This is a genomic window from Promicromonospora sp. CA-289599, from assembly GCF_050936155.1.
Taxonomy (GTDB): Bacteria; Actinomycetota; Actinomycetes; order Actinomycetales; family Cellulomonadaceae; genus Promicromonospora.
This window is the reverse complement of record NZ_JBNJNI010000001.1, coordinates 1,600,413-1,621,318: the sequence shown is the minus strand read 5'-3', so window position 1 is coordinate 1,621,318 and position 20,906 is coordinate 1,600,413. Positions and strand designations below refer to the sequence as shown.

The 20,906-nt window shown below is 70.6% G+C and carries 20 protein-coding genes; 12 read left to right on the top strand and 8 right to left on the bottom strand.

Annotated elements, in window-relative coordinates; genetic code table 11:
• Positions 1-6: 6 nt before the first annotated feature.
• Positions 7-1,638 (bottom strand): FAD-dependent oxidoreductase, encoded by a 1,632-nt coding sequence (locus tag ACQEVI_RS07170; RefSeq protein WP_432896173.1) that lies wholly within the window; start codon positions 1,636-1,638, stop codon positions 7-9.
• 153 nt (positions 1,639-1,791) lie between these two features.
• A complete protein-coding gene (locus ACQEVI_RS07165) occupies positions 1,792-2,382 on the bottom strand; it encodes a helix-turn-helix domain-containing protein (RefSeq protein ID WP_432896170.1) in 591 nt (196 codons plus the stop codon).
• Between the two features lie 109 nt (positions 2,383-2,491).
• Here ACQEVI_RS07165 and ACQEVI_RS07160 point away from each other — a divergent pair, with 109 nt between their 5' ends.
• The 4 genes from ACQEVI_RS07160 (at position 2,492) to ACQEVI_RS07145 (ending at position 4,721) form a co-directional block, all read left to right on the top strand.
• Entirely contained in the window at positions 2,492-3,724 is a 1,233-nt protein-coding gene (locus tag ACQEVI_RS07160) for a DUF1684 domain-containing protein (RefSeq protein ID WP_432896167.1), read from the top strand.
• 67 nt (positions 3,725-3,791) lie between these two features.
• Positions 3,792-3,953: a hypothetical protein gene (locus tag ACQEVI_RS07155; RefSeq protein WP_432896164.1), complete on the top strand. Its 162-nt coding sequence runs from the start codon at positions 3,792-3,794 to the stop codon at positions 3,951-3,953.
• A 287-nt stretch (positions 3,954-4,240) separates the two neighbouring features.
• A complete protein-coding gene (locus tag ACQEVI_RS07150; RefSeq protein WP_432896161.1) occupies positions 4,241-4,483 on the top strand; it encodes a DUF433 domain-containing protein in 243 nt (80 codons plus the stop codon).
• Entirely contained in the window at positions 4,452-4,721 is a 270-nt protein-coding gene (locus ACQEVI_RS07145) for a DUF5615 family PIN-like protein (RefSeq protein WP_432896158.1), read from the top strand. The genes ACQEVI_RS07150 and ACQEVI_RS07145 overlap by 32 nt, the downstream gene beginning before the upstream one ends.
• A gap of 396 nt (positions 4,722-5,117) precedes the next feature.
• Here the strand turns inward: ACQEVI_RS07145 and ACQEVI_RS07140 are convergent, their stop codons facing one another.
• Together ACQEVI_RS07140 and ACQEVI_RS07135 are read right to left on the bottom strand one after the other, a co-directional pair.
• Positions 5,118-5,795 carry a response regulator gene (locus ACQEVI_RS07140; protein ID WP_432896155.1) on the bottom strand — a complete coding sequence of 226 codons (678 nt, stop codon included), beginning with the start codon at positions 5,793-5,795 and terminating at the stop codon, positions 5,118-5,120.
• Entirely contained in the window at positions 5,792-7,324 is a 1,533-nt protein-coding gene (locus ACQEVI_RS07135; RefSeq protein ID WP_432896152.1) for a sensor histidine kinase, read from the bottom strand. Before ACQEVI_RS07135 ends, ACQEVI_RS07140 begins: the two co-directional genes overlap by 4 nt.
• 142 nt (positions 7,325-7,466) lie before the next feature.
• On the opposite strand from ACQEVI_RS07135, the gene ACQEVI_RS07130 reads away from it, so the two are divergent.
• On the top strand, positions 7,467-8,180 hold the full coding sequence (locus tag ACQEVI_RS07130; RefSeq protein ID WP_432896149.1) for a phosphatase PAP2 family protein: 714 nt from the start codon (positions 7,467-7,469) through the stop codon (positions 8,178-8,180).
• Here ACQEVI_RS07130 and ACQEVI_RS07125 read toward each other — a convergent pair.
• Complete coding sequence (locus ACQEVI_RS07125) at positions 8,122-8,649, bottom strand: phosphoribosyltransferase (protein ID WP_432896146.1); 528 nt, start codon at positions 8,647-8,649, stop codon at positions 8,122-8,124. The genes ACQEVI_RS07130 and ACQEVI_RS07125 overlap by 59 nt on opposite strands.
• A gap of 128 nt (positions 8,650-8,777) precedes the next feature.
• Entirely contained in the window at positions 8,778-9,758 is a 981-nt protein-coding gene (locus ACQEVI_RS07120; RefSeq protein ID WP_432896143.1) for an FKBP-type peptidyl-prolyl cis-trans isomerase, read from the bottom strand.
• A gap of 154 nt (positions 9,759-9,912) precedes the next feature.
• Between ACQEVI_RS07120 and ACQEVI_RS07115 the strand changes: the two genes are divergently transcribed.
• Genes ACQEVI_RS07115 through ACQEVI_RS07105 form a run of 3 tightly spaced genes read left to right on the top strand, consistent with a single transcriptional unit; the run spans position 9,913 to position 11,880 of the window.
• Positions 9,913-10,212 carry a hypothetical protein gene (locus ACQEVI_RS07115; protein ID WP_357456456.1) on the top strand — a complete coding sequence of 100 codons (300 nt, stop codon included), beginning with the start codon at positions 9,913-9,915 and terminating at the stop codon, positions 10,210-10,212.
• A 35-nt stretch (positions 10,213-10,247) separates the two neighbouring features.
• The gene (locus ACQEVI_RS07110; protein WP_432896139.1) at positions 10,248-11,021 is read left to right on the top strand and encodes an alpha/beta hydrolase; all 774 of its coding nucleotides are present in this window, start codon (positions 10,248-10,250) and stop codon (positions 11,019-11,021) included.
• 40 nt (positions 11,022-11,061) lie between these two features.
• Positions 11,062-11,880, top strand: a complete 819-nt coding sequence (locus tag ACQEVI_RS07105) for an alpha/beta fold hydrolase (protein ID WP_432896136.1) — start codon at positions 11,062-11,064, stop codon at positions 11,878-11,880.
• A 106-nt stretch (positions 11,881-11,986) separates the two neighbouring features.
• Here ACQEVI_RS07105 and ACQEVI_RS07100 read toward each other — a convergent pair whose 3' ends face one another.
• A complete protein-coding gene (locus ACQEVI_RS07100) occupies positions 11,987-13,516 on the bottom strand; it encodes a DivIVA domain-containing protein (protein ID WP_432896133.1) in 1,530 nt (509 codons plus the stop codon).
• 359 nt (positions 13,517-13,875) lie between these two features.
• Here ACQEVI_RS07100 and ACQEVI_RS07095 point away from each other — a divergent pair, with 359 nt between their 5' ends.
• From ACQEVI_RS07095 to ACQEVI_RS07080, 4 genes are all read left to right on the top strand, one after another.
• Positions 13,876-15,315: a hypothetical protein gene (locus tag ACQEVI_RS07095; protein ID WP_432896131.1), complete on the top strand. Its 1,440-nt coding sequence runs from the start codon at positions 13,876-13,878 to the stop codon at positions 15,313-15,315.
• A complete protein-coding gene (locus tag ACQEVI_RS07090) occupies positions 15,312-16,319 on the top strand; it encodes a hypothetical protein (protein ID WP_432896128.1) in 1,008 nt (335 codons plus the stop codon). Before ACQEVI_RS07095 ends, ACQEVI_RS07090 begins: the two co-directional genes overlap by 4 nt.
• Positions 16,320-16,408: 89 nt before the next feature.
• Complete coding sequence (locus ACQEVI_RS07085; protein ID WP_432896125.1) at positions 16,409-17,425, top strand: hypothetical protein; 1,017 nt, start codon at positions 16,409-16,411, stop codon at positions 17,423-17,425.
• Positions 17,426-17,515: 90 nt separating this feature from the next.
• Positions 17,516-18,478 carry a tetratricopeptide repeat protein gene (locus tag ACQEVI_RS07080; RefSeq protein ID WP_432896122.1) on the top strand — a complete coding sequence of 321 codons (963 nt, stop codon included), beginning with the start codon at positions 17,516-17,518 and terminating at the stop codon, positions 18,476-18,478.
• Positions 18,479-18,558: 80 nt separating this feature from the next.
• Here ACQEVI_RS07080 and glgB read toward each other — a convergent pair whose 3' ends face one another.
• Entirely contained in the window at positions 18,559-20,874 is a 2,316-nt protein-coding gene (gene glgB / locus ACQEVI_RS07075; RefSeq protein WP_432896119.1) for a 1,4-alpha-glucan branching protein GlgB, read from the bottom strand.
• Positions 20,875-20,906: the final 32 nt, after the last annotated feature.

Here is a 20,906-nt window from a genome sequence, read left to right as displayed (position 1 = left end):
TGGCGTTCACAGCTCCCCGCGCGCCAGGTTGCCCGCCCGCCATGTCAGCAGGCCGCCGTCCAGGTTGACCGCGTCCCGTCCCCGCGCGCGCAGGAGGCATACCGCGCTGTGTGCGCGTTGGCCCACCTGGCAGTGCACGATCAGCCGTCCAGGAGGCAGCTCGCCGAGCCGGTACCTGAGCTCGTCCAAGGGGAGGTTGATCGCACCGGGGATCGCTTCTGCGGCGAACTCGGCTGCGGTGCGGACGTCCACGACGGTCGCTCCAGCTGCTCGCGCCGCCTCGACCTCGTGCCACTGGATGTTCGCGGTGGTCCCGTTGGCCAGGTTCTCGGCCAGGTAACCGAGCATGTTGACGGGATCTTTGGCCGTGCCGTACTGCGGGGCGTATGCCAGCTCCAGCCGCAGAAGGTCCGACGCGCGCATCCGGGCGGCCATGGCGGTGGCGAGGACATCTATGCGTTTGTCGACGCCTTCGGTGCCGACGGCTTGCGCGCCCAGGATCTGGTCGGTCCGGGCATCGATGAGCAGCTTGATCGAGAGGGGAGTGGCACCGGGGTAGTAGCCGGCGTGGGCGAGCGGATGAATGTGGACGATGCGGTGTGGGCGCCCCGCCGCGCGCAGCCTCTTCTCGTTCCAGCCGGTCACCGCCGCGGTCAGGCCGAGTACGCCGATCACGGCTGTCCCCTGGCTGCTCTCGTCGTGCCCCGCCCGGCCTGCGATCGCGTCCGCGGCGAGCCTGCCCTGCCGGTTGGCGGGACCGGCCAGCGGTATGAGGCCCGCCTTGCCGGACACGGCGTCGGTCTTCTGGACCAGGTCGCCGACCGCGTGGATCCGGGGATCGCTGGTGCGCAGCGATGCGTCCACGACGACGCCGCCGCCCGGGCTGGTCGACAGACCGGCCGCGGCGGCCAGGCGGCTGTCCGGCCGAACGCCGATGGCCATGATCACCAGGTCGGCAGGCAGGATCGAGCCGTCGTCCAGCACGACGGTGGTGGCGTCGATGCGCTGGATTCGTGAGCCCAGGTGCACCGAGACGCCTTGAGCGCGCAGGTGGTCGAGCACCGGCTGGGCCATCTCCGGGTCCAAGGGCGGTAGCACCTGACCGGAGAGTTCGACGAGTGCGACCGACAGCCCCCGGGTGTGCAGGTTCTCGGCCATCTCCAGCCCGATGAAGCCGGCGCCGGCCACCACGGCGGTGCGTGATCGTGCCGCGGCCTCTGCGATGACATCGGCGTCGGCGACATCTCGTAAGGTCAGCGCCCGCTCCACTCCAGGGACGGAGGGGACCACCGGAGCGGCACCGGTGCTGAGCACGAGGTGGTCCCATTCCTGCGTGTAGTCGACACCGGCACGATGGTCTCGGACTTCCACCGTCTGCGCGGCACGGTCGATCGCCAGCACTTCGTGGCGTACCCGCACATCGAGCGCGAATCTGTCGCGCAAGCTCTCGGGGGTCTGCAGCAGCAGCGCCGATCGGTGTTCGATGGTTCCGCCGATGTAGTAGGGCAGGCCGCAGTTGGCGAACGAGACGTGTTCGCCTCGTTCGAGCACGATGATCTCGGCGTCCGGTACGAGCCTGCGCAAGCGTGTGGCCGCTGACATGCCACCTGCCACGCCACCCACGATGACAACCTTCATCGTTGCGTTCTCCTGCCTCTGGTGATACCCGAAGCCACCGCGGCCTGGGTCGATGCACGAGACTGGCTCGGCGCGCGGGAGAACACCAAAGCTGTTTGCCGTTTTGGCAAACGTCACGGGGGACGGCCGTGGTTGCCCGGCTGGCGACCTAGTTCATTTCTTGGTGGTGGTGCGGGCGCGGATGTGTGCGCGCTCGCCCTGTCGTCCGATGAGGCAGAGGTACTCCACGGGCTGGTTGGTTGCGGCGCCGAACCAGTGTGGTGTGCGGGTGTCGAACTCGGCGGCTTCACCGGGCGAGAGGACCAGGTCGTGTTCACCGAGCACGAGCCGTAGCTGTCCGTTCAGGACGTAGGCCCATTCGTACCCCTCGTGGGTCTTGGGGGCGGGCTGATCCGAGGGGCGGCCGCCGGGAATGATGAACTTGTAGGCCTGGATGCCGCCGGGGCGCCGGGTCAACGGCAGGACCGTCATGCCCCCTTTGCAGCTGATGGCGCGTAGGTGGATACGCGGATCACCGGTGGCGGGGGCGTCGACCAGCTCGTCGAGCGTGACGCCGTGGGCTCTCGCCAGTGGTAGGAGCTGTTCCAGGGTCGGCCGCCGGGAGCCGGACTCCAGTCGGGACAGCGTGCTGATGGAGATGCCGGTAGCGGTCGACAGCTCGGCCAGCGTCGTCTCACGTTCATGGCGGAGGTTGCGCAGCCGGGGCCCGACGGCGTCCAGGCCCCCGCCTTTCTCATCGCTCATGGCTGCGAGTTTGCCAGAACAGCAACAATGTTTGCAAGATTTTGTTGCGTCCTCGCAAGGTGGCACCTGAAGGCGCTCGTTCCGGGCGTCAACAGGAACAGGAGGATCTATGTCTACTGAGGACTCTGGCCACCCGGGTGTGCCGGTGGAGTACGCGACCTGGCGGAAGAACCGTTGGGAGGAGGTCGCCGGCCCGGGCGGCAAGGCGGGCACCGTCCAGCTGGCCATGATCTCGCATCCCGAACCGGGCGTGCCGGGCCTGCCTGGTCGATGGGAGGTGAGTGCATCGGGGGTCCTGACCTTCACCGTCACCGCTGCGGACGGTGTGTCGATCGGCGGGCGGCCGGTGACCGGTGCGGTGGACGTGGAGTCCGGCACCCAGGTGGAGCTTGCTGACGGGCGGATATGTTTCGTCCAGGGCCGGGGCGGAACCTACGGCATGGTCGTCTGGGACCCGTCCGCACCGGTTCTCACGGGGCTGCGTGAGATCGCGACCTATCCCTACGATCCAAGCTGGGTCGTCGACGCCGAGTACCTGCCAACGCCGGGCCGTACCGTCGAGATGGGGCGGCTGACCAGCCCGCGGAGCAAGGAGATGGTCTCCGCCCCGGGCGATCTGGTCGTCGAGCTCGGCGGCCAGGAGCACACCCTGCTGGTGATGGAATCCGTCCCCGGCCTGCGGCTGGCGGTATTCACTGATCCCAGCAGCGGCACCGACACCCCCGAGATCGGTCGATGGCTGATCCTCCCCCCGGACGAGGGCACCACCCTCCGGGTCGACTTCAACCAGGTGATCCTGCCCCACCACGTGTTCTCCACGGCGTTTCCCTGCCCGATCCCGCTTGAAGCGAACCATCTCCCGGTCGTCGTCGACGCCGGAGAACGTGCGCCCGTCCTCGACGAGAGGAGTGGGAGCACGGTGACAGAGCCCGACAACAAAGGACAGGACGGAACCATGGAACCCGAGCTGACGGAGAAGGCGGTCCAGTACCTGCGGCACCTGGAGAAGTTCGACTTCGCGAGCATGCGTGCGATGTGCGCGGACACGGCTACCGTCTGGCACAACGACGGCAAGGGCGAGCAGACGATCGAGGAGAACCTCGAGCAGCTCAAGCAGATGACGGGCGGCGGCGCCGCGCTGCGGTACGACATCGTCCGGCAGTTCCAGAAGCCCGACGAGGTGCTCCAGCAGCACGTGCTGCACATCAGCATGCCCGGCGGGTCCGGTATCGAGCTGCCCGTGGCGATGTACTTCGGTTTCAAGGACGGCCTCATCGACCGGATCGAGGAGTACGCGAACATGACGCCGCCCAACGAAGGCAACGTGAGCGACGACAGCTGATCCAACGCTGGGGGATCTTCGGCACCTGGGCGCGATCGGCGCCCAGGTACCGCCCTCCCTCAACCTGATGGACGGCGTTCTGCTGCCGTCGCTGCGCGGGTTCATCAACCGGGTGAGGAGGGACGAGAGCGTCCGCGTGATCGTGTTCGAGAGCACCGACCCTCAGTTCTTCAGCGCGCACGGGAACATGGGCTACCTCACCGACCCGGACGCCGATCCAGACTCGTGAGGGGGAGCTGGAGCACGAGCGGATCGTGAACTCGATCTGACCGGCGCCCAGGTCCCGACCGCGGGCGCCCTCAGGGCACCGCGGCCGTGACCCACCGAGGGGCGATAACTGGGGCTTCTGACCTCATGTCGGGAGGTCGTCGCCCATAGCGGCTGATGAGGGGCCCGAAACCGCAGATTCCTGCGGTTCCGGGCATCTTCGCGTGCCGACTCTCCATGGGCACGGAAGGTCGAAGGAACGGTGGAGTGTCCCTGGCTAGGAGGTGGCACGCGTGGGAGACTGGCGGTATGGCTGCTGAAACGACTCGTCTCGAACGGATCTCTGTGGACCCTACGGTGGTGCACGGGAAGCCACGGATCAGTGGCACCCGGGTGACGGTGCAGGTCATCCTGGAACTGCTCGCGGCTGGCGAGACCTTCGAAGAGATCCTTGACGAGTACGACGAGCTGTCCCGGGAGGATATTGCGGCTGCCCTCGAGTACGCGGCCTCGGTAGCTGGTGGTCTCCAGGTTCAGGCCCTTGTCGCCTGAGGCGGCCGAATCGGAGCGATTCATCGTCGATGCGCAGCTTCCGAAGTCTCTGGCAGTCCGGCTGACAGAGCTTGGGTACGACGCAATCCACGTCAAGGAGCTTCCGGCCGGGGGCGACACCAGCGACTCCGAGATCACGAAAGTCGCTGATCTGGATCGCAGGATTGTCGTCACCAGGACGCGGACTTTCGGCACACGCACGAGACGGGCGGGCACCCCCGCAGGTTGCTGCTCGTGACCGTCGGAAACATCAAGAACCGGGACTTGCTCACGCTAGTCACCTCTCATCATGTCGCGATTGCAGCAGTGTTCGTTCATACGGACTTCGTCGAGTTGGGATCGAGTGCACTCACCCTGCACACTCGTCGAACGCATTCATGAACGGACGATCGAGCTCGCAACCGCAGAATCACCTACGAGTGGCTTGTAGAAGGCACGTCGCCTCGCGAACATCGCAGAATCCCCGAGTTACCGCTCCTCTTGCCCTCCGGAGCACGTATCGGGACTCCTGACCTCGTGTCGGGAGCCCGTCGCCCATAGTGGCTGATCAGAGGCCCGGAACCGCAGACTTCTGCAGTTCCGGGCCGCTACGCGTCAGGCGGCGACGGGGAGGGGGAGACCGCGCGCCGGAGTGCTAGGAGTAGGACGCAGCCGCCTGCGCCGCGATCAGGGCCGCCTCTACCCGGTTACGCGCACCAGTCCTGCGCAGGATCGAGGTGACGTGCACCTTGACCGTTCCCTCCGCGAGGTGGAGCCGCTCGGCGATCTCCGGGTTCGCCAGCCCGTCGCCCATGAGGGTCAGTACCTCCCGCTCGCGCCGGGTCAGCCGTTCGAACCGCTCCTTGGCGTCCTGCTGAGCGACGAGCCGCGTGCCCAACCCGGTCTGCAGCAGGCGCCGCGACACGGCGGGCGAGAAGTAGGCACCACCCGACGCTGCCGCGTGCACCGCGAGCAGCAGCTCCCGGGGGTCGCCCGACTTCAGGACGAAGCCGTCGGCGCCCAGCCTGATCGCTTCCGCGACGTACTCGTCCTCGCCGAACGTGGTGACCATGAGGCACGGCAGATGCTCCTCGGAGCGTCGGATCTCCGCGAGAGCGTCCAGACCGCTCAAGGCTCCCATGCGCACATCCAGCAGCACGACGTCAGGCCGGTGGGCCCGGACCGCCGCCAGCGCCTCTTCGCCGGAGGATCCCTGTCCGACGACGCACACGCCGTCGTCGGTCTCCAGGATCCCCACGAGGCCGGCGCGGACGAGGGGTTCGTCGTCGGCGATCACCACGCGCAGCGGTGTGCCGGGAGCCGGGCTGCTCATCGCGCACCGCCCACCACGACGTCCGCCGAGGCGACACGACCGTCCGCCCAGCAGATCCGGTAGGCGTCGCCGGACGCGTCGGCGAGCGGGTCGGCCGTGACCGCGTAGTAGTCGCACGACGGATCGGCGCCGGGTGGCGGTTGCAGCGTGGCGGCGGGCAACAACCGCCGGACGTCGAACTGGGAGTCGCCGACCGAGATCCGGGCGAAACTATCCGGAGCCAGCAGCGCGCGCCGCGCGTCGAGATGGTCGGAGAGCTGGATCGCCGCCGCGACAGCGACCAGTGCCACTGCCGGTACGAGAACCGCGGCCAGCAAGAGCGCCCCGCCGCGGCGCCGGGCGCGGACCAGACCGTGGGTGACCGCGTGGGCATCCAGAGCGCGCACGTTCCCGGTGATCGAGTGATCTGCCCGATGGCCGAGGGAGGGGCCACGCACAGGTCCGTCCAGCGGCAACAGCTCTGCCCGCAGCACGTACTCGCCGTTCGCCGGGCCGGCCTTGACCGAACCGCCGGCTGCGCGCACGTGCTCGGTGAGCGACACGACGCCCGTGCCGCCGACGGAGGGACGAGACGCGGTCGCGGTCGTGTCAGCAGACGGTGACGCGGTCGGTGGCTCCGGCAGGGGATTGCGGACGGTCACCACCAGACGCTCCGGCCCTGCGTCCAGTGCGACCCGGACCGGTTGGCCAGGTGCGTGCTTGAGCGCGTTCGTCAGTCCTTCCTGGACCATTCGGGAGACGGTAGGCCCGAAGGCGGCCAGTCGCGCAGGCCCGGGCGAACCAGTGAGCTCGATATCAGCGCCCGCCCTGCGCGCGTCCCGTACGAGCGTCTCGAGGTCCGGCTGGAAGGCCTCCGACGGCGTGTCCGGGGCGCTCTCGGCCAGGCCGGTGCGAAGAGTCTGGACCGAGGCTCCCAGACGGGCGACGGCGTCAGAGACCTGGCTCCGTGCGAGCCCTACCGACTCCCGCACGGCCACGGGAGAGTCGGATTGCGCCCGGGTCTCCAGGTCCCGCTCGAGCTCGAGCTCCAGTCGGCCGAGGTTGACGGCGACCAGGCTCAAGGCGTGGCCCAGGTCGTCGTGCAGGCTCCCGGCGAGCTGCAGCCGCTGGCGCGCGAGATCGGTCTCCGCGCGCATCCGCTGGGCCTCCTGCTCGCGGAGCATCGCCAGCGCCGCATCGGCCTCGCCGATGCGACGGGCGCGCCATGCGACGGCCACCGACCACGGCAGCACACCGGTGACCACCCCGCGGGCTGCGGTGACCAGTGCGTCTCGCAGGTCGGCCCAGCCGATCAGCACGGCGAACGCTCCCACCCCCGCTGCGACGACCATGGCGACGACACCCAGCCGAGCACCGCCGCCGGTCAGCCCGACGGGCGCCGCGACGGCGGCCAGCGCGAGCATCCACCACGGGTCCACACCGGCGAGGACCAGGAGCGCGGCGAACACCGCGACGAGCAGCAGCCGGAGGGGACGCACGGCGACTGCCCCGGCTGCGTGCTCGGTGTCGATCTGGGTCGGCGGTATCACCGGACCATCGTCGCCGAAAGGTAGCCGTGCGGGCTTCCCGCCCAGGGCTGATCTTGGGACGGGTGACGTAGGACCAGGGTCATAGACCGTTCCTTACCCACGCCAGATCCGCGAGGTGCCGCCGGTTCCTAGCGTGTTCCGCATGACCACAACACGCCACGCACCAGCAGCGAACCGGCCGGCCGGGTCGGTCCAGAGCAGGACCCCGCGTGCCACCCTTCCCACCGTGCTGACCGCGTTCCTCGGGCTGAGTGCCCTGTCGCTCGCGGCCTGGCCTGCACGGGCCGGCCTCTTCGAGAGCATCGCGGGTGGGACCACGGGCTCACCCCTCGCCGGACTCGCCGGGCTGGTCGCGGAAAAAGGACTGCTGGTCCTCGTCGCCGTCGTGGCCTGCCTGGCGCTGTTCACGTGGCTTCGTGACCGTCCAGGGTTCGGCCTGCTCGCCGCTGCGGGGGCCGGGACGGTCACCGCGTACGCGACGAGCGAGGCCGTCAAGGTGCTGGTCACCGAGGAACGTCCGTGCCGCGTCATCGATGTCGCCACGGTGCTGGCGTGCCCCGCGCCCGGAGACTGGTCCTGGCCCAGCAACCACTCGACCATCGCCGGGGCCCTGGCCGTCGCCTGCCTGCTCGTCGTGCCGCGGCTCTGGCCAGTGGTGGTGCCGCTGGCACTGGCCGTGGCGGGCGCCCGCGTCGCCGCGGGCGTCCACTACGTGCACGACATCGCCTCAGGGCTGGCTCTCGGCGTAGCGATCACCTGCCTGGTGGCCCTGGCCGTGCAAACCGGCGCTCAGCGGTTCACGCGTCGATCGACCTCGCGCCGGTCACCGGCGGCTCGGCGGACCACGGGAAGGTGATCCACAGGTCGGTGTCCTTCCACGAGTAGTCGGGCTGGATGATCGTGCGCGGCTTGGTGAACAGCACGGCGGAGCGAGCCTCGGCGCCCTGCTTGTCCAGGAGGTCCATGACGAGGGCCAGGGTGCGGCCGGAGTCGGCGACGTCGTCCACCACCAGGACCTTGGCGCCCGGGAGCTCGGACGTGTCCATGAGGGGCGGCAGCACACGGGGGTCGTCCAGCGTCTGACCGATGTCCGTGTAGAACTCGACGTTCAGGGTGCCGACACCCTTGGTGCCGAGCGCGTACGCCATCGCGCCACCGGGCACCAGGCCGCCGCGCGCGACGGCGACCACCACGTCGGGCACGAACCCGCTGTCGACGACCTTGTGGGCCAGGTCGCGCACCGCGTCGGGGAAGGTCTCCCAGGTGAGCACCTCGCGCTCCGGCATCGGAGCGGGCTCAGTGGCGGGAAGGTCTGTCGAGGTCATGGGACGACCCTACGAGATGTGGCGGGCACCCGGCTTGGGTACCCGCCACGTCTACGCCGTGACCAGCGGCGATGCGCACGTGGAGTGCGCGAGGTCTCAGACGGTCCGCGAGCGGACGGTCTGAGAGGTCAGGCGGCCTTGGCCTCGAGGATGTCTACCACGAACACGAGCGTCGAGTTGGCGGGGATGGCGCCGTTCTCCTGGTCGCCGTAGCCCTGGTCCGCCGGGACGACGAGCAGCACCTGGCTGCCGACCTTCTGGCCGGCGATGCCGTTGGTCCAGCCCGGGATCACACCGTTCAGCGGGAACGAGGTCGGGGTGCCGCGGCTCCACGAGGAGTCGAACGACGTGCCGTCGAGCAGGCAGCCCGCGTACTGCACGGTGACCGTCTGGTCCTTGGTGACCTCGGCGCCGTCACCCTCGACGAGAGGCTGGACCAGCAGCTCGGTGGGTGCCTCGTAGTTCTTCGGGATGGTGACGGTCGGCTGGCCGTTGTCGGCGAGCGCGACGGTGGGCAGACCCTCCTTCGGGGCGACCTCGGTGCCCTCGGCACGCGTCGGGATCTCCTTGACCTCGGCGACCTCGACCATCGTGACCTGGATCGTCTGGTCCATCGCGGTGCTCGCCATCACGAGCCGCGCGCCGACCTTCTGGCCGATCAGGCGGTCGTTCAGCAGGTCGTACTGGGGGTCGCCGAGCGTGAACGACTCAGGCTTCTTGGTCTCCCACGTCGAGCCGCTCGTCTTGCCGTCCTTGCCCGCGATCACGACGTAGTTGATGGTCACCTGGGCGCCGTCGACGAGCTCCTCACCGGTGCCGTCGGAGACCACTCGGGACGTCGGGCCAGCGACCTCCAGCGGCGCCTTGAACGTGACCTTCGGCTCCTCGCCGACCGGGCCGTCGACCTTGATCGCGTCGACGGCCTTGACGTCGGCCTCGGACGGGCTGGGGGCGGGCGACGGCTCAGGCGCGGCCGTCACCTCGCAGACGTTTCCGTTGGAGGCGGCAGCGTCGCCGCCGTCCGCGGATCCGTCTTGGCCTGCGCAGCCGGTGAGCGCGATAGATGCCAGCGCGACGGCTGCCAGGCCGGCAGTTGTGCGGTGCTTCACAAGTAGTCCTTCGGTCGGGTTTGCGCCTTGCTGGGGACCGCCACACTCTAGCGGGCGGAGATGGGTGGGGCTCCCAGGCAGTGTGATGCGCGATGCGAGCAGTTCTTGGGCGGGGTTCGAGCGGTCCGCTCCACCCTGCGGAACAATAGTTGCCATGCCGTCGAACCGCCGCTCCAGCAAGCGTCCGTATGCCGCGGACCACGTCCCCCTCGATGTCGATCGGGCTACGGGTGGCCGTCGCAGCGAGTCGGCGGCGGACGGTGAGTGGGTGGTGCAGCGGATCCGGTCGTCCGACAAGACGTACGTCTGCCCTGCCTGCCGCCAGGAGGTGACGCCCGGGACCGCGCACGTCGTCGCGTGGAAGACGGACGTCCTCGGCGGTCCCGAGGCCGGCCTGGACGGTCGCCGGCACTGGCACAACAGCTGCTGGCAGCGCCGCGCGAACCTGCGGTGAGCCCGCGGGCGGGTAGCGGGGCGACAATGGGATCGATGACCACCGAAGCGACGCCGGACGAGGCTTCCGGCCAGACGACCCACCAGATCCGCTCGCTCACCGTCCTGCCCGCGCAGCGGGAGGACGTCGAGCTGCACACCGCCGACGGCCTGACGCTCGTGGGCGAGCTGGCGCTGCCCGCGGACAGCGAGCCGTCGGCCAGCCTGCTGACGCTGCACCCGCTGCCCACGCACGGCGGGTTCATGGACTCCCACGTGTACCGCAAGGCCGCCGGGCGCCTGCCCGCCCTGGCGAACCTCGCCGTCCTGCGGTTCAACACGCGCGGCACCTCGTCCCCGCGCGGTACGAGCGAGGGCACGTTCGACGGCGGCGACGCCGAGCGGTACGACGTCGCGGCGGCGATCGAGCTCGCCGAGTTCCGGGGGCTGCCACGGCCGTGGCTGGTCGGCTGGTCGTTCGGCACCGAGCTGGTGCTCAAGCACGGCACCGATCCGAGCATCGAGGGCGCGATCCTGCTGTCGCCGCCGCTGCACCGCGCGACCGACGAGGACCTGGACCGCTGGGCCGCGTTCGGGAAACCCCTCGTGGTCCTCGTGCCGGAGCTCGACGACTACCTCCGGCCGGAGGAGGCCCGCCGCCGCTTCGCGCGCGTGCCGCAGGCCGAGGTGATCGGCGTCGACGGAGCCAAGCACCTGTGGGTGGGGGAGCCGGCGGTCGCCCGCGCGCTGAACGAGATAGTGGCCCACGTGCTGCCCGACCATCCGCTACCGCTGCCGACGCACTGGGACGGACCCGTAGGAGCTTCTTGAGCGGCCTCACCACCACAGCACCCACCACAGGAGGACGACGATGACCTCACAGACCCTGGCCACCTTCACGCTGCACGACGGCGGCGGAGTGCCGCTCGTCCTGCTGCACGGCTTTCCGCTCGACCACCGCATGTGGGCGGCCTGCGCGGCGTTCCTTCCCCCGGGTACCCGCGCCATCGGCGTCGACCTGCCGGGCGCGGGGCACAGCGACCTCGACGGCTTCCAGCCGAGCATCGACCACGCGGCCGACTGGGTCCACCGGACCGTGACCGAGGCCGGTGAGGGAAACGCGGTGGTCGTCGGCCACTCGATGGGCGGGTACGTGGCGCTCGCCCTGGCCGAGCGGCACCCAGGGTTCGTCGCGGGGCTCGGGCTCGTCAGCACCAGGTCGACGGCGGACACCGAGGAGGCGCGCGCCAAGCGCCTCCGGGTGGCCGCCGCGGTGGAAGCCAGCCAGACGGTGGACGCCGTCCTCAGCATGCCCGCCGCCCTCGTGGGTCCGACGACCACCGAACGCCGTCGACACCTGTTCCCGGTGCTGGACTCGTGGATCCGCGCGCAGTCGCCCGCAGGCGTCGCCTGGGCACAGCGCGCGATGGCCGCCCGCCCGGACCGGACGGCGGTGCTCGAACGCTTCGGCGCGCCGGTCTCCGTGGTGGTGGGAGCGGAGGACAGCATCACGCCGCTCGCCGAGGCGGAGCACATGGTCCGGGCGGCGGGCACTTCTGCCCGGCTCTCCGCCGGCGACGGATCGCTCACTCTCGTGCCCGGCGTCGGCCACATGAGCGTCGTCGAGGACCCACAGGCCGTCGCCGCGGCCCTGGGCCTGCTGCACACCCATGTAGTGGCGCACCGCTGACGAGAATACCGAGTTCCGCGAAGTAGAGCGCCTGTCCGGTCTCCCTGGCAACACCAGGGAGACCGGACAGGCGCTCTACTTCGCGGAACTACCTCAGCGGGCCGAGCTACTTCGAGGCGCCGGCCTTCTCGCCGACCGACTCCTCGGCGTCCTCGCTCTCGGCGGGCTGGCCGGCCTTCGTGCTCGCCTTGGTGCCCTTGACCGACGGGATGACCACTGTCGCCGTGCCGACGGGCACGGGCGTCGGGTTGCTCGGCGGGATCGACGCGGGCATCGAGCCCGTGTCGGTGGACTCGGGGACGTCGGGCTCGGCCTCGGTGCCGTCGCCGACGACGGCGAAGCGGGCCTGCTGTGCCGGGGTCGCCCCGGACATGCCCTTCGGCTTCGCCGGCAGGGCGGGCTTGGCCGGAGCGGCTTCGGCCGGCGTGCCGAGCATGCCCCGCAGCTCGTCCAGGTACGAGTTGATCGAGTCGTGCTGACGGGTCAGGTCCTCGAGCTGGTGCTGCGCGGCCGACCGGCTCGACTCCGCCTCGGCGCGAGCGTCGTCGATCGTCTGCTCCGCGAACTCCCTGGCCTCGGCCACGATGCGGTCCGCGGACTTGCGGGCGTCTGCCACGAGGTCCTTGACGTAGACGTCGGACTCCGAGCGGATCTTCTCCGACTGCTCGAGAGCCACGGCCACGCGCTTCTCGGCCTCTGCGGCGTGCTCCTCGGCAGTGCTGACCAGCTTGGCCATCTCGGACTTCGCCGTCTCGTGCCGCTCGGCGAGCTCCTTCTCGACGCTCTCCTTGCGGTTGGCGATGTCGAGCTCGGCCTGGGCGAGCGCCGCACGGGCCTGCTCGCGCAGCTCCTCCATCTCGGTGGTGACGGCGTTGGCCGCCTCGGCCGCCTGGCGGCGTGCCTCCGAGAGGATCTGCTCGGACTCGGCGCGGGCGTTGGACAGCATCGCGGAGGAGTCACGCTCGGCGGACTCACGCTGCTCGCTCGTCTGGGCGGCGACCTCGGAGCGGAGCTTGGCGGCGTCCGCCTCGGTCTTGACGCGCAGCTCGGTGGTCTCGCGCTCGACGGTCGAACGCAGGGTGCCGAGCTCGCGCTCGAGGCTGGCCCGGCGCTCGCTCTCCTCGGCGTTGATGGCGCTGGCGATCTGCGCGGACTCGCGCTCGGCGGAACCCACGAGCTCCTCGGCGCGGCGCTGCGCGGCCAGCAGGTGGCCCTCGGCCTCCGCCGCCATCGTGGTGCGGATCTCCTCGGCCTCGCGGCGGGCGCTGGCGAGCATCTCGGCGACCTCGGACTCGGCGCGCGAGCGCACCTGTCCCGCGGACAGCTTCGCCCGCGCCATGATGTCCGCGGCCTGCTGGTTGGCCTGGTTGATGATGTCGGTCGACTGGTCCTCGGCCGAGCGCAGCAGCAGCTCGATGCGGGAGCCGAGGCCGGCGTACGAGGGCTTCTCGGTCTCGCGCAGATTGCGCTTGGCGTCGGTGAGGTCCTGCGTGAGCTGCATGGCGCGGCCGTCAGATGCCTCGACCTGGCGCCGTGCCTCTTCGAGGGCGTGATTCAACCGGTCCAGGTGCGCGTGCACCTGATCGCGGTCGTATCCGCGCATGGCAGTCGGAAAGAGCGAGCGCTCGTCGGACACGGTGCAGACCTCCAGTGTCGGAACTTGGTGAGGCGCGGGTCAGGCTCCCCCCTGGGACGCCGCTTATACCGGCCGTCCGGCGCCCAGGATACGTGCCTTGTGCAGATGTGGATACTCCCGCTAGCGGATGCAATGTACGTATTGCATGGAATACTCTCGCTGGCCCGCGCGACCTGACCCGCGCGAACCGGCCCGCGACCCGGTGGCGGTTCAGGCACACCTCCGTGAAGGAAGGGTGAGAATCCCGACCGAACCGCACAAGCACGCCCGTCATTGGACAGGGCTCCTTGTTCGGTCCCTATGCTGGAACATCCACCTGATCGACGGGCCGCGCGCCCAAAATTCGAAGGGAATCGGTGGTGCAACGCTTTCTGGCAATCCTCCTGATCCTTGCCGGACTCGGCGGGATCGGTTTCGGGGTTGCGACGGCAACCGTCCTGCGCGAGTCCGACACAGTTGTCGCGACCGCGACCCCCAGCGGCGACGGAACCATGGTCGTGACCGAGCCCGGCGTACTTGGCCTGGTCGACGACCAGGTGACCGTGCGAGCCACTGTCCCCGAGGGGCAGAAGGTCACGCTCGCGCTCGGGTCCGACGTCGACGTTCTCGGCTGGGTGGGCGAGGACCCCTACGACTCGGTGACCGGGCTGTCCTCCTGGGAGGCGCTGAGCGTCGTCCCGGGTACCGGTGCCGCCCCTGAGGGGGAAGAGGCAGAGGGAGAAGAGGCAGAGGAGTCGGGCGAGAAGGCGGGCACCGGTCCTGATCCCGCTGGATCCGACATGTGGATCTCCGAGGTGAGCGGCGAGACCACCGTCCAGATGCGCTGGACCGAGCAGCCCGGCCGCACGGTCCTGCTGGCCGCGGGCGTCGGTGAAGGTGCGGCGGCGCCCACGCTGGAGTTCACGTGGCCTCGCCCCGTGAACACCCCGTTCCTGTGGCCCGGTGTGCTGGGCGGTGGCTTCCTCCTGATCCTCGGCGTCTTCCTCGCCATCGGCGCACGTCGAAAGAACCGCGGCGCCGGCAAGGGACGCTCGTCGTCCACCGGCCGTACCCGGAAGACGGGCTCCGACCCGTCGCGTCGGGACACGGTCTTCGAGGTGGACGGTGACCAGTCGAGCCCGGCCGCCCACGAGCCGGCCGCAGGCTTCCCGCCTGCCCTGGGCGACCCTGCTGACGGCGGGACGGCGGTCTACCCGCCGGCCGCCCGAGAGCTGCCCGGCCGCGACACCCCCGAGCGCGGCAGGCCGGAGCGCAGCAGGCCGGAGCGCGGCAGGCCCGGGCCCGAACCCGTGCGGCCTCCGGAACGGGGTCTGCCCGAACCTGACCAGGACCACACGCGCACCTGGGGGGCGCCGGCCCCGTTCGGCGGAGCGGCGCCCATCACCCCGCCCCCGGTTCCCGAGCAGGCTCCCGAACCGGTCGCCGCCCCTGCCGCGGCGTCGGTCCGCGGGATCCGGCGTCGCCGGGGCCAGGCGCCCGGAGCGCCCGTGCCTACCGGACAGCCCTCGGCAGAGCGGACGCCGTTCGGCGGCGTCGCACCCGAACAGGCACCGGCGTCGCCCCAGGCGCCGGCCGCCGCACGGGCCGAGCCGGCCGCTCCCGCGGCGTCGGGCAAGCCATTGACCCGACGCGAGATGCGCCTGCGCGAGCAGGCGCAGCTCAGGGCCGCGACGGGCGCCATGCCCACCGTGCCCGCGTCCGAACCTGAACCCGAACCCGAGCCGGAGACACCGAGCAGCCGGGCTGCCGCGTGGCGCCAGACCTGGGGCGTCACCGGGAACGACGGAGGTAACTCATGAGACGCTCCACGACCCGCGTCACGGCCGTGGTAGCAACCGTGCTCGCCACAGGGCTGCTCACCGGCTGCGCCGAGGAGCTGCCGACCCCGATGCCGGAAGCACCTGTCGCGCAGGCGGTCGTCACGGAGTCCCAGGAGCGCAAGATCCTGGACGAGGTGGCGAGCGTCGTCGGCAAGGTGACCAAGTCCAGCGAGGCGAAGTCTCTTGACTCGCGGCTGACCGGTCCCGCGCTCGACATCCGCGAGACGCAGCTCAAGGTCGCAGGCGCCCGCAAGGACAGCGAGCCGCTGACGGACCTGAGCATGGAGATGCAGCAGGTCATCCTGCCGTCGGACCAGGAATGGCCGCGCAGCAGCTTCGCCATCACGGTGCAGCCCAAGGACCTCACGACGCCGGTGCTGATGGCCTTCGACCAGGCCACCGCGCGCGACCAGTACAAGCTGTGGGGCTGGGTGCGCCTGCTGCCGGGCGTGACCATGCCGCGGTTCGCCGAGGCCCAGCTGGGCAGTCCCGCCGTCCCGTCGGACGACGAGAGCCTCAAGGTGACACCGGCCGACGCGATCAAGCAGTACGCGTCGGTGCTCACCGTCGACAAGGACTCGAAGTACGCCGACACCTTCACCGACGACGACCTGCGCCAGTTCTTCCGGGACTACGGCAAGCTCCAGGTCGACGCCATCAACAAGGAGAAGTGCGGCGGCGACTTCAAGGTGGAGTACGAGCCCACGAAGGATCCCGTGAAGGCGGTCCGCACGGCGGACGGCGGTGCTCTCGTGATGGCGGCGATGATCAGCCAGGAGACGATCACCGCCAAGGAGGAGGGCTGCGAGATCGGCCCGCCGACGGAGACGACCCAGGCGCTCTGGGGCGACGCCGACGTGAGCAACGTGGTCGAGGTCAACTACAAGGACATCGTGGCGATGTACGTGCCGCCGAAGGACTCGGACGACCAGGTCAGCCTGGTCGGCTACGAGCACGTGCCGAGCTCGGTCTCGAACGGCTGATCAGGCCGGCGAACCGACCAGCAGCCGCCGCTAGGGTGGCCTCCGTGAACCTACGGAGGCCACCCTTGCTGCGTTCCGAAGCTCCTTCCATGACGCATCGGCAGGTCGCCCGACGGCGGGGCGGCGCCCGCCTGGCCGTGGCCGGCGCCGTCGCGGTGCTGGTCGCCGGCTGCACGGCGGAGCCGCCCACGCCCGAGGCCGACGCGCCGGTGGTCGCGGCGGTGATCAGCGAGACCCAGGAGCTGAAGATCCTCGACCGGGTCTCGACCGTCGTCGCGGAGGCGGACCAGGTCGACGAGGCGGGGTCGCTGGCCGCGCGGCTGTCCGGGCCGGCGCTCACCATGCGCGAGGCCGAGCTGCAGCTCGCCGCGGCCCGGGAGGACGGCAAACTGCTGACCGACCTGTCGCTGGAGATGCAGCAGGTGGTGCTGCCGTCCGAGCAGGGTTGGCCGCGCAGCAGCTACGGCATCGGGGTCACGCCGAAGGGCAAGGGCACGCCGGTCCTCGCGGCCTTCGAGCAGACATCAGCACGGGAGCAGTACAAGCTCTGGGGCTACGTCCAGCTGCTGCCGGACATCACCATGCCCCGCTTCGCGGAGGCTGCCCTCGGCAGCCCGGCGGTAGCGGTGGACGACACGACGCTCAAGGTGACGCCCGAGGCGGCCGTCGCGCAGTACGCGTCGGTGCTGACGCACGACGAGCGCTCTCGGTACGCCGAGGGCTTCGCCGACGACTACGTTCGCCGGCTGATCCGGTCGTACGGCGAGCTCCAGGTCGACGCCATCGAGGCGGAGGAAGGCAGGGGCACCTTCGAGATCGAGTACGAGCCCACGGACGACCTGGTCAAGGCGGTCCGTACGGTCGACGGCGGCGCACTGGTCCTCGGGGCGCTGACCAGCCAGGAGACGGTCCGGGCCGAGGAGAACTGGCAGCTCGGCCCGCCCACGCCGTCGGCCAGGGCGCTGTGGGGCAACGCTGAGCGGACCAACGTGGTGCGGATCGCCTACCGGGACATCGTGGCCCTGTACGTGCCGCCCAAGGCTTCGGACACCGCGATCAGTGCGGTCGGCCACCACCGGGTGCCCTACGACGTCTCGAACGACTGACCGCGAGGGCCGGTCGGGGCGGCTGCCCGCCGATCTCGCTGAGAGCGGAGTCGGCGGGTGGGCGCCCCCACGGTCATTAGGATTGTCCCCATGAGCAGTCCGTCCCCTCAGCCCGGGCCCGCCCGGAGCGCACAGCCCGAGTTCGCGGTGCGCGGCGCCGTCGACCTGTCCGCCCTCAACCGACCCCAGGCGCCACCGCCCGGTGAACCCGGCGGCGCACCCGTAGCCGGTGGCTTCGTCGTGGACGTCAGCGAGGCGAACTTCGAGCAGCTGGTTCGTGACTCGTCCACCTATCCGGTGGTGATGCTGATCTGGATCCCGACCGACCAGGCGAACGCCGAGCTGGGCGTCACGCTGGGCCGCCTCGCCGACGAGTACGGCGGGCGATTCCTGCTCGGCCGCGTCGACGCGCAGGCCTACCCGCAGGTCGCCGCCGCGTTCCAGGTGCAGGGTGTGCCCACGGTGGTGGCCGTGCTCCAGGGCCAGCCCCTGCCGCTGTTCCAGGGCGCCGCGGAGGAGCAGCAGATCCGCGGTGTGCTGGACCAGGTCCTGGCGGCCGCCGAGCAGAACGGCGTCAACGGCCGGGTCCCGGGCGCCGCACCTGCGGCGGACGCGGTCGAGGCCGAGGAACTGCCGCCGTTGCCGCCCCTCCACCAGGAGGCGTACGACGCGATCGAGCGCGACGACCTGGACGCCGCCGTCGCTGCCTACGAGAAGGCCCTGCGGCAGGACCCCAAGGACTCGGACGCCACGGCCGGCCTCGCCCAGGTGCACCTCATGCAGCGCACCCGGGACGCCGACCTCGCCGCGGCGCGCAAGGCCGCGGCGGACGCGCCGTCCGACGTCGACGCCGCGCTCGCCGTCGCCGACCTGGACATGCTGGGCGGCAAGGTGGACGACGCGTTCGCACGCCTGCTCGACCTGCTGCCCGGCGCCGACGCCGACGACAAGGAGAAGCTCCGCGTACGACTGCTGGAGCTCTTCGAGCTCGCCGGCACGGGAGACCCGCGGGTAAGCAAGGCGCGCAAGCGCCTGGCAATCAGCCTCTACTGACCCTGCCCTTGACCCTGCCCTGCCGTTGAGTGCTGGATCTTCGCCCCTGCCGAGCGGTCGGGAGGGCGAAGATCCAGCACTCAGCTATGGGGTTCGGGGATCAGGACCAGGGCGCCCAGCGGGGGGACACGGACCACTGCCGACCACGCGCGGCCGTGGTGGGGCACCGGTTCGGCCTGCACGCGGCCCATGTTCCCCACACCTGAGCCGCCGTAGACGGTCGCGTCGGTGTTCAGCGCCTCGCGCCACACGGAGGCCGCGGTCGGCTCGGCGGTAGTGGCCCGGCTCTCGGCAGGTTCGACCTGCGAGGGCTCGACGGCGTTGGCGGCCTCGGCAGACTCGTCCCGCGAGGCCAGGGGCAGCGTCGGCAGCGGCAGCCGGTAGCCCTCGTGGGGCACGCCCGCGAAGTTCACGACCACCACCACCGGGTCGCCCGAGCGGGACCGGCGCACGTAGGCCAGCACGTTGTGGTCGGCGTCGTCACCCTCGAGCCACTCGAACCCGGTGTGGTCGAAGTCCAGCTCCCACAGCGCCGGCGTCGCGCGGTAGAGCGCGTTCAGGTCCCGGACCAGGTGCTGCACGCCCGCGTGCCCGGCGTCGCCGAGCAGGTGCCACGGCAGCCCGTCCGACTCGGACCACTCGGTCTCCTGCGCGAACTCGCAGCCCATGAACAGCAGCTGCTTGCCCGGATGGGTCCACTGGTAGGCGAGGAAGGACCGCACGCCCGCGAGCTGCTGCCACCGGTCACCCGGCATCTTCCCGAGCAGCGACCCCTTGCCGTGCACGACCTCGTCGTGGCTGATCGGGAGCACGAACTGCTCGGTGAACGCGTACACGAGCGAGAACGTGAGCTCGCCGTGGTGGTAGCGCCGGTTGTACGGGTCCTCGGCCAGGTAGCGGAGGGTGTCGTTCATCCAGCCCATGTTCCACTTCAGGCCGAAGCCCAGCCCTCCGCTGGAGGTCGGGCCGGTGACCTGGGGGAACGCCGTCGACTCCTCGGCGATCATCATGACGCCGGGCGTGCGCCGGTAGGCCGTCGCGTTGGTCTCCTGCAGGAACGCTATGGCCTCCAGGTTCTCCCGCCCGCCGTGCACGTTGGGGGACCACTCGCCCTCCTTGCGGGAGTAGTCCAGGTAGAGCATGGAGGCGACGGCGTCCACGCGCAGCGCGTCGACGTGGAACTCCTCGAACCAGTAGGTCGCGTTCGCCACCAGGAAGTTGCGTACCTCCCGCCGGCCGAAGTCGAAGATCAGCGTGCCCCAGTCCTGCTGCTCGCCGCGCCGGGGGTCGGGGTGCTCGTACAGGGGCCCGCCGTCGAAGCGGGCGAGGGCGAACTCGTCGCGCGGGAAGTGCGCGGGCACCCAGTCGAGGATGATGCCGATCCCCGCCTGGTGGAGCCGGTCCACGAGGTGGCGGAAGTCATCGGGCGAGCCGAAGCGCGAGGTCGGCGCGTAGTAGCTGGTGACCTGGTAGCCCCACGACCCGCCGTACGGGTGCTCCGCGACGGGCAGCAGCTCGACGTGCGTGAACCCCTGCTCGCTGACGTAGGCGGTCAGCTGCTCCGCGAGCTCGCGGTAGCCGAGGCCGGGTCGCCACGAGCCCAGGTGCACCTCGTACGCGCTCAGCGGCGCGGAGTGCGGGTCGGTCGCGGTCCGCGCCGCGATCCACGCGTCGTCGTGCCACTCGTGGCTCGAGGCGGTCACGACGCTCGCCGTCGCGGGTGGCTGCTCCGTCGCCTTGGCGAGGGGGTCCGCCTTGGCGCGCCAGACGCCGTCGGCCCCCAGGATCTCGTACTTGTACCGCAGACCAGGGCCGACGTCGGGGACGAAGAGTTCCCAGACACCGGTGGAACCGAGCGACCGCATCGGGTGCGTGCCGCCCCAGCCGTTGTGGTCGCCGACGAGCCGCACGCCGCGGGCGTTGGGCGCCCACACGGCGAAGGCGACGCCGGCGATGTCGCCGGCCGCGCTCGGGTACCGGTGCAGGTTGGCGCCGAGCACCTGCCACAGCTGCTCGTGCCGGCCCTCGCCGATCAGGTGCAGGTCCACCTCGCCGAGGGTGGGCAGGAACCGGTAGGGGTCGTCCGACGTCCAGGTGTCCGTGCCCGACCGGGTGCGGATGCGGTAGTCGGGAGCGTGCCTGGTCCCTTCCGGGCCCTCCGTCGTCGGCACGACGGCGGCCCACACTCCCGCACCCTGGTGCGTCGCGGTCACCTCCGTGTCGCCGCCCGGGCCGGAGATGGTCACCACCACCTCGTCGGCAAGTGGCCGTAAGGCGCGTACCACCGCCCGGGGCCCATCGAGCAGATGGGGGCCGAGCACGGTGTGCGGGTCGTGGTGGGTTCCGGACGCGATAGCGGTCAGGACCTCGAGGTCGACGTCGGGCAGGTCTGCCATGGGTTCACCTTTCCATGCGGAGCAGGTGACGT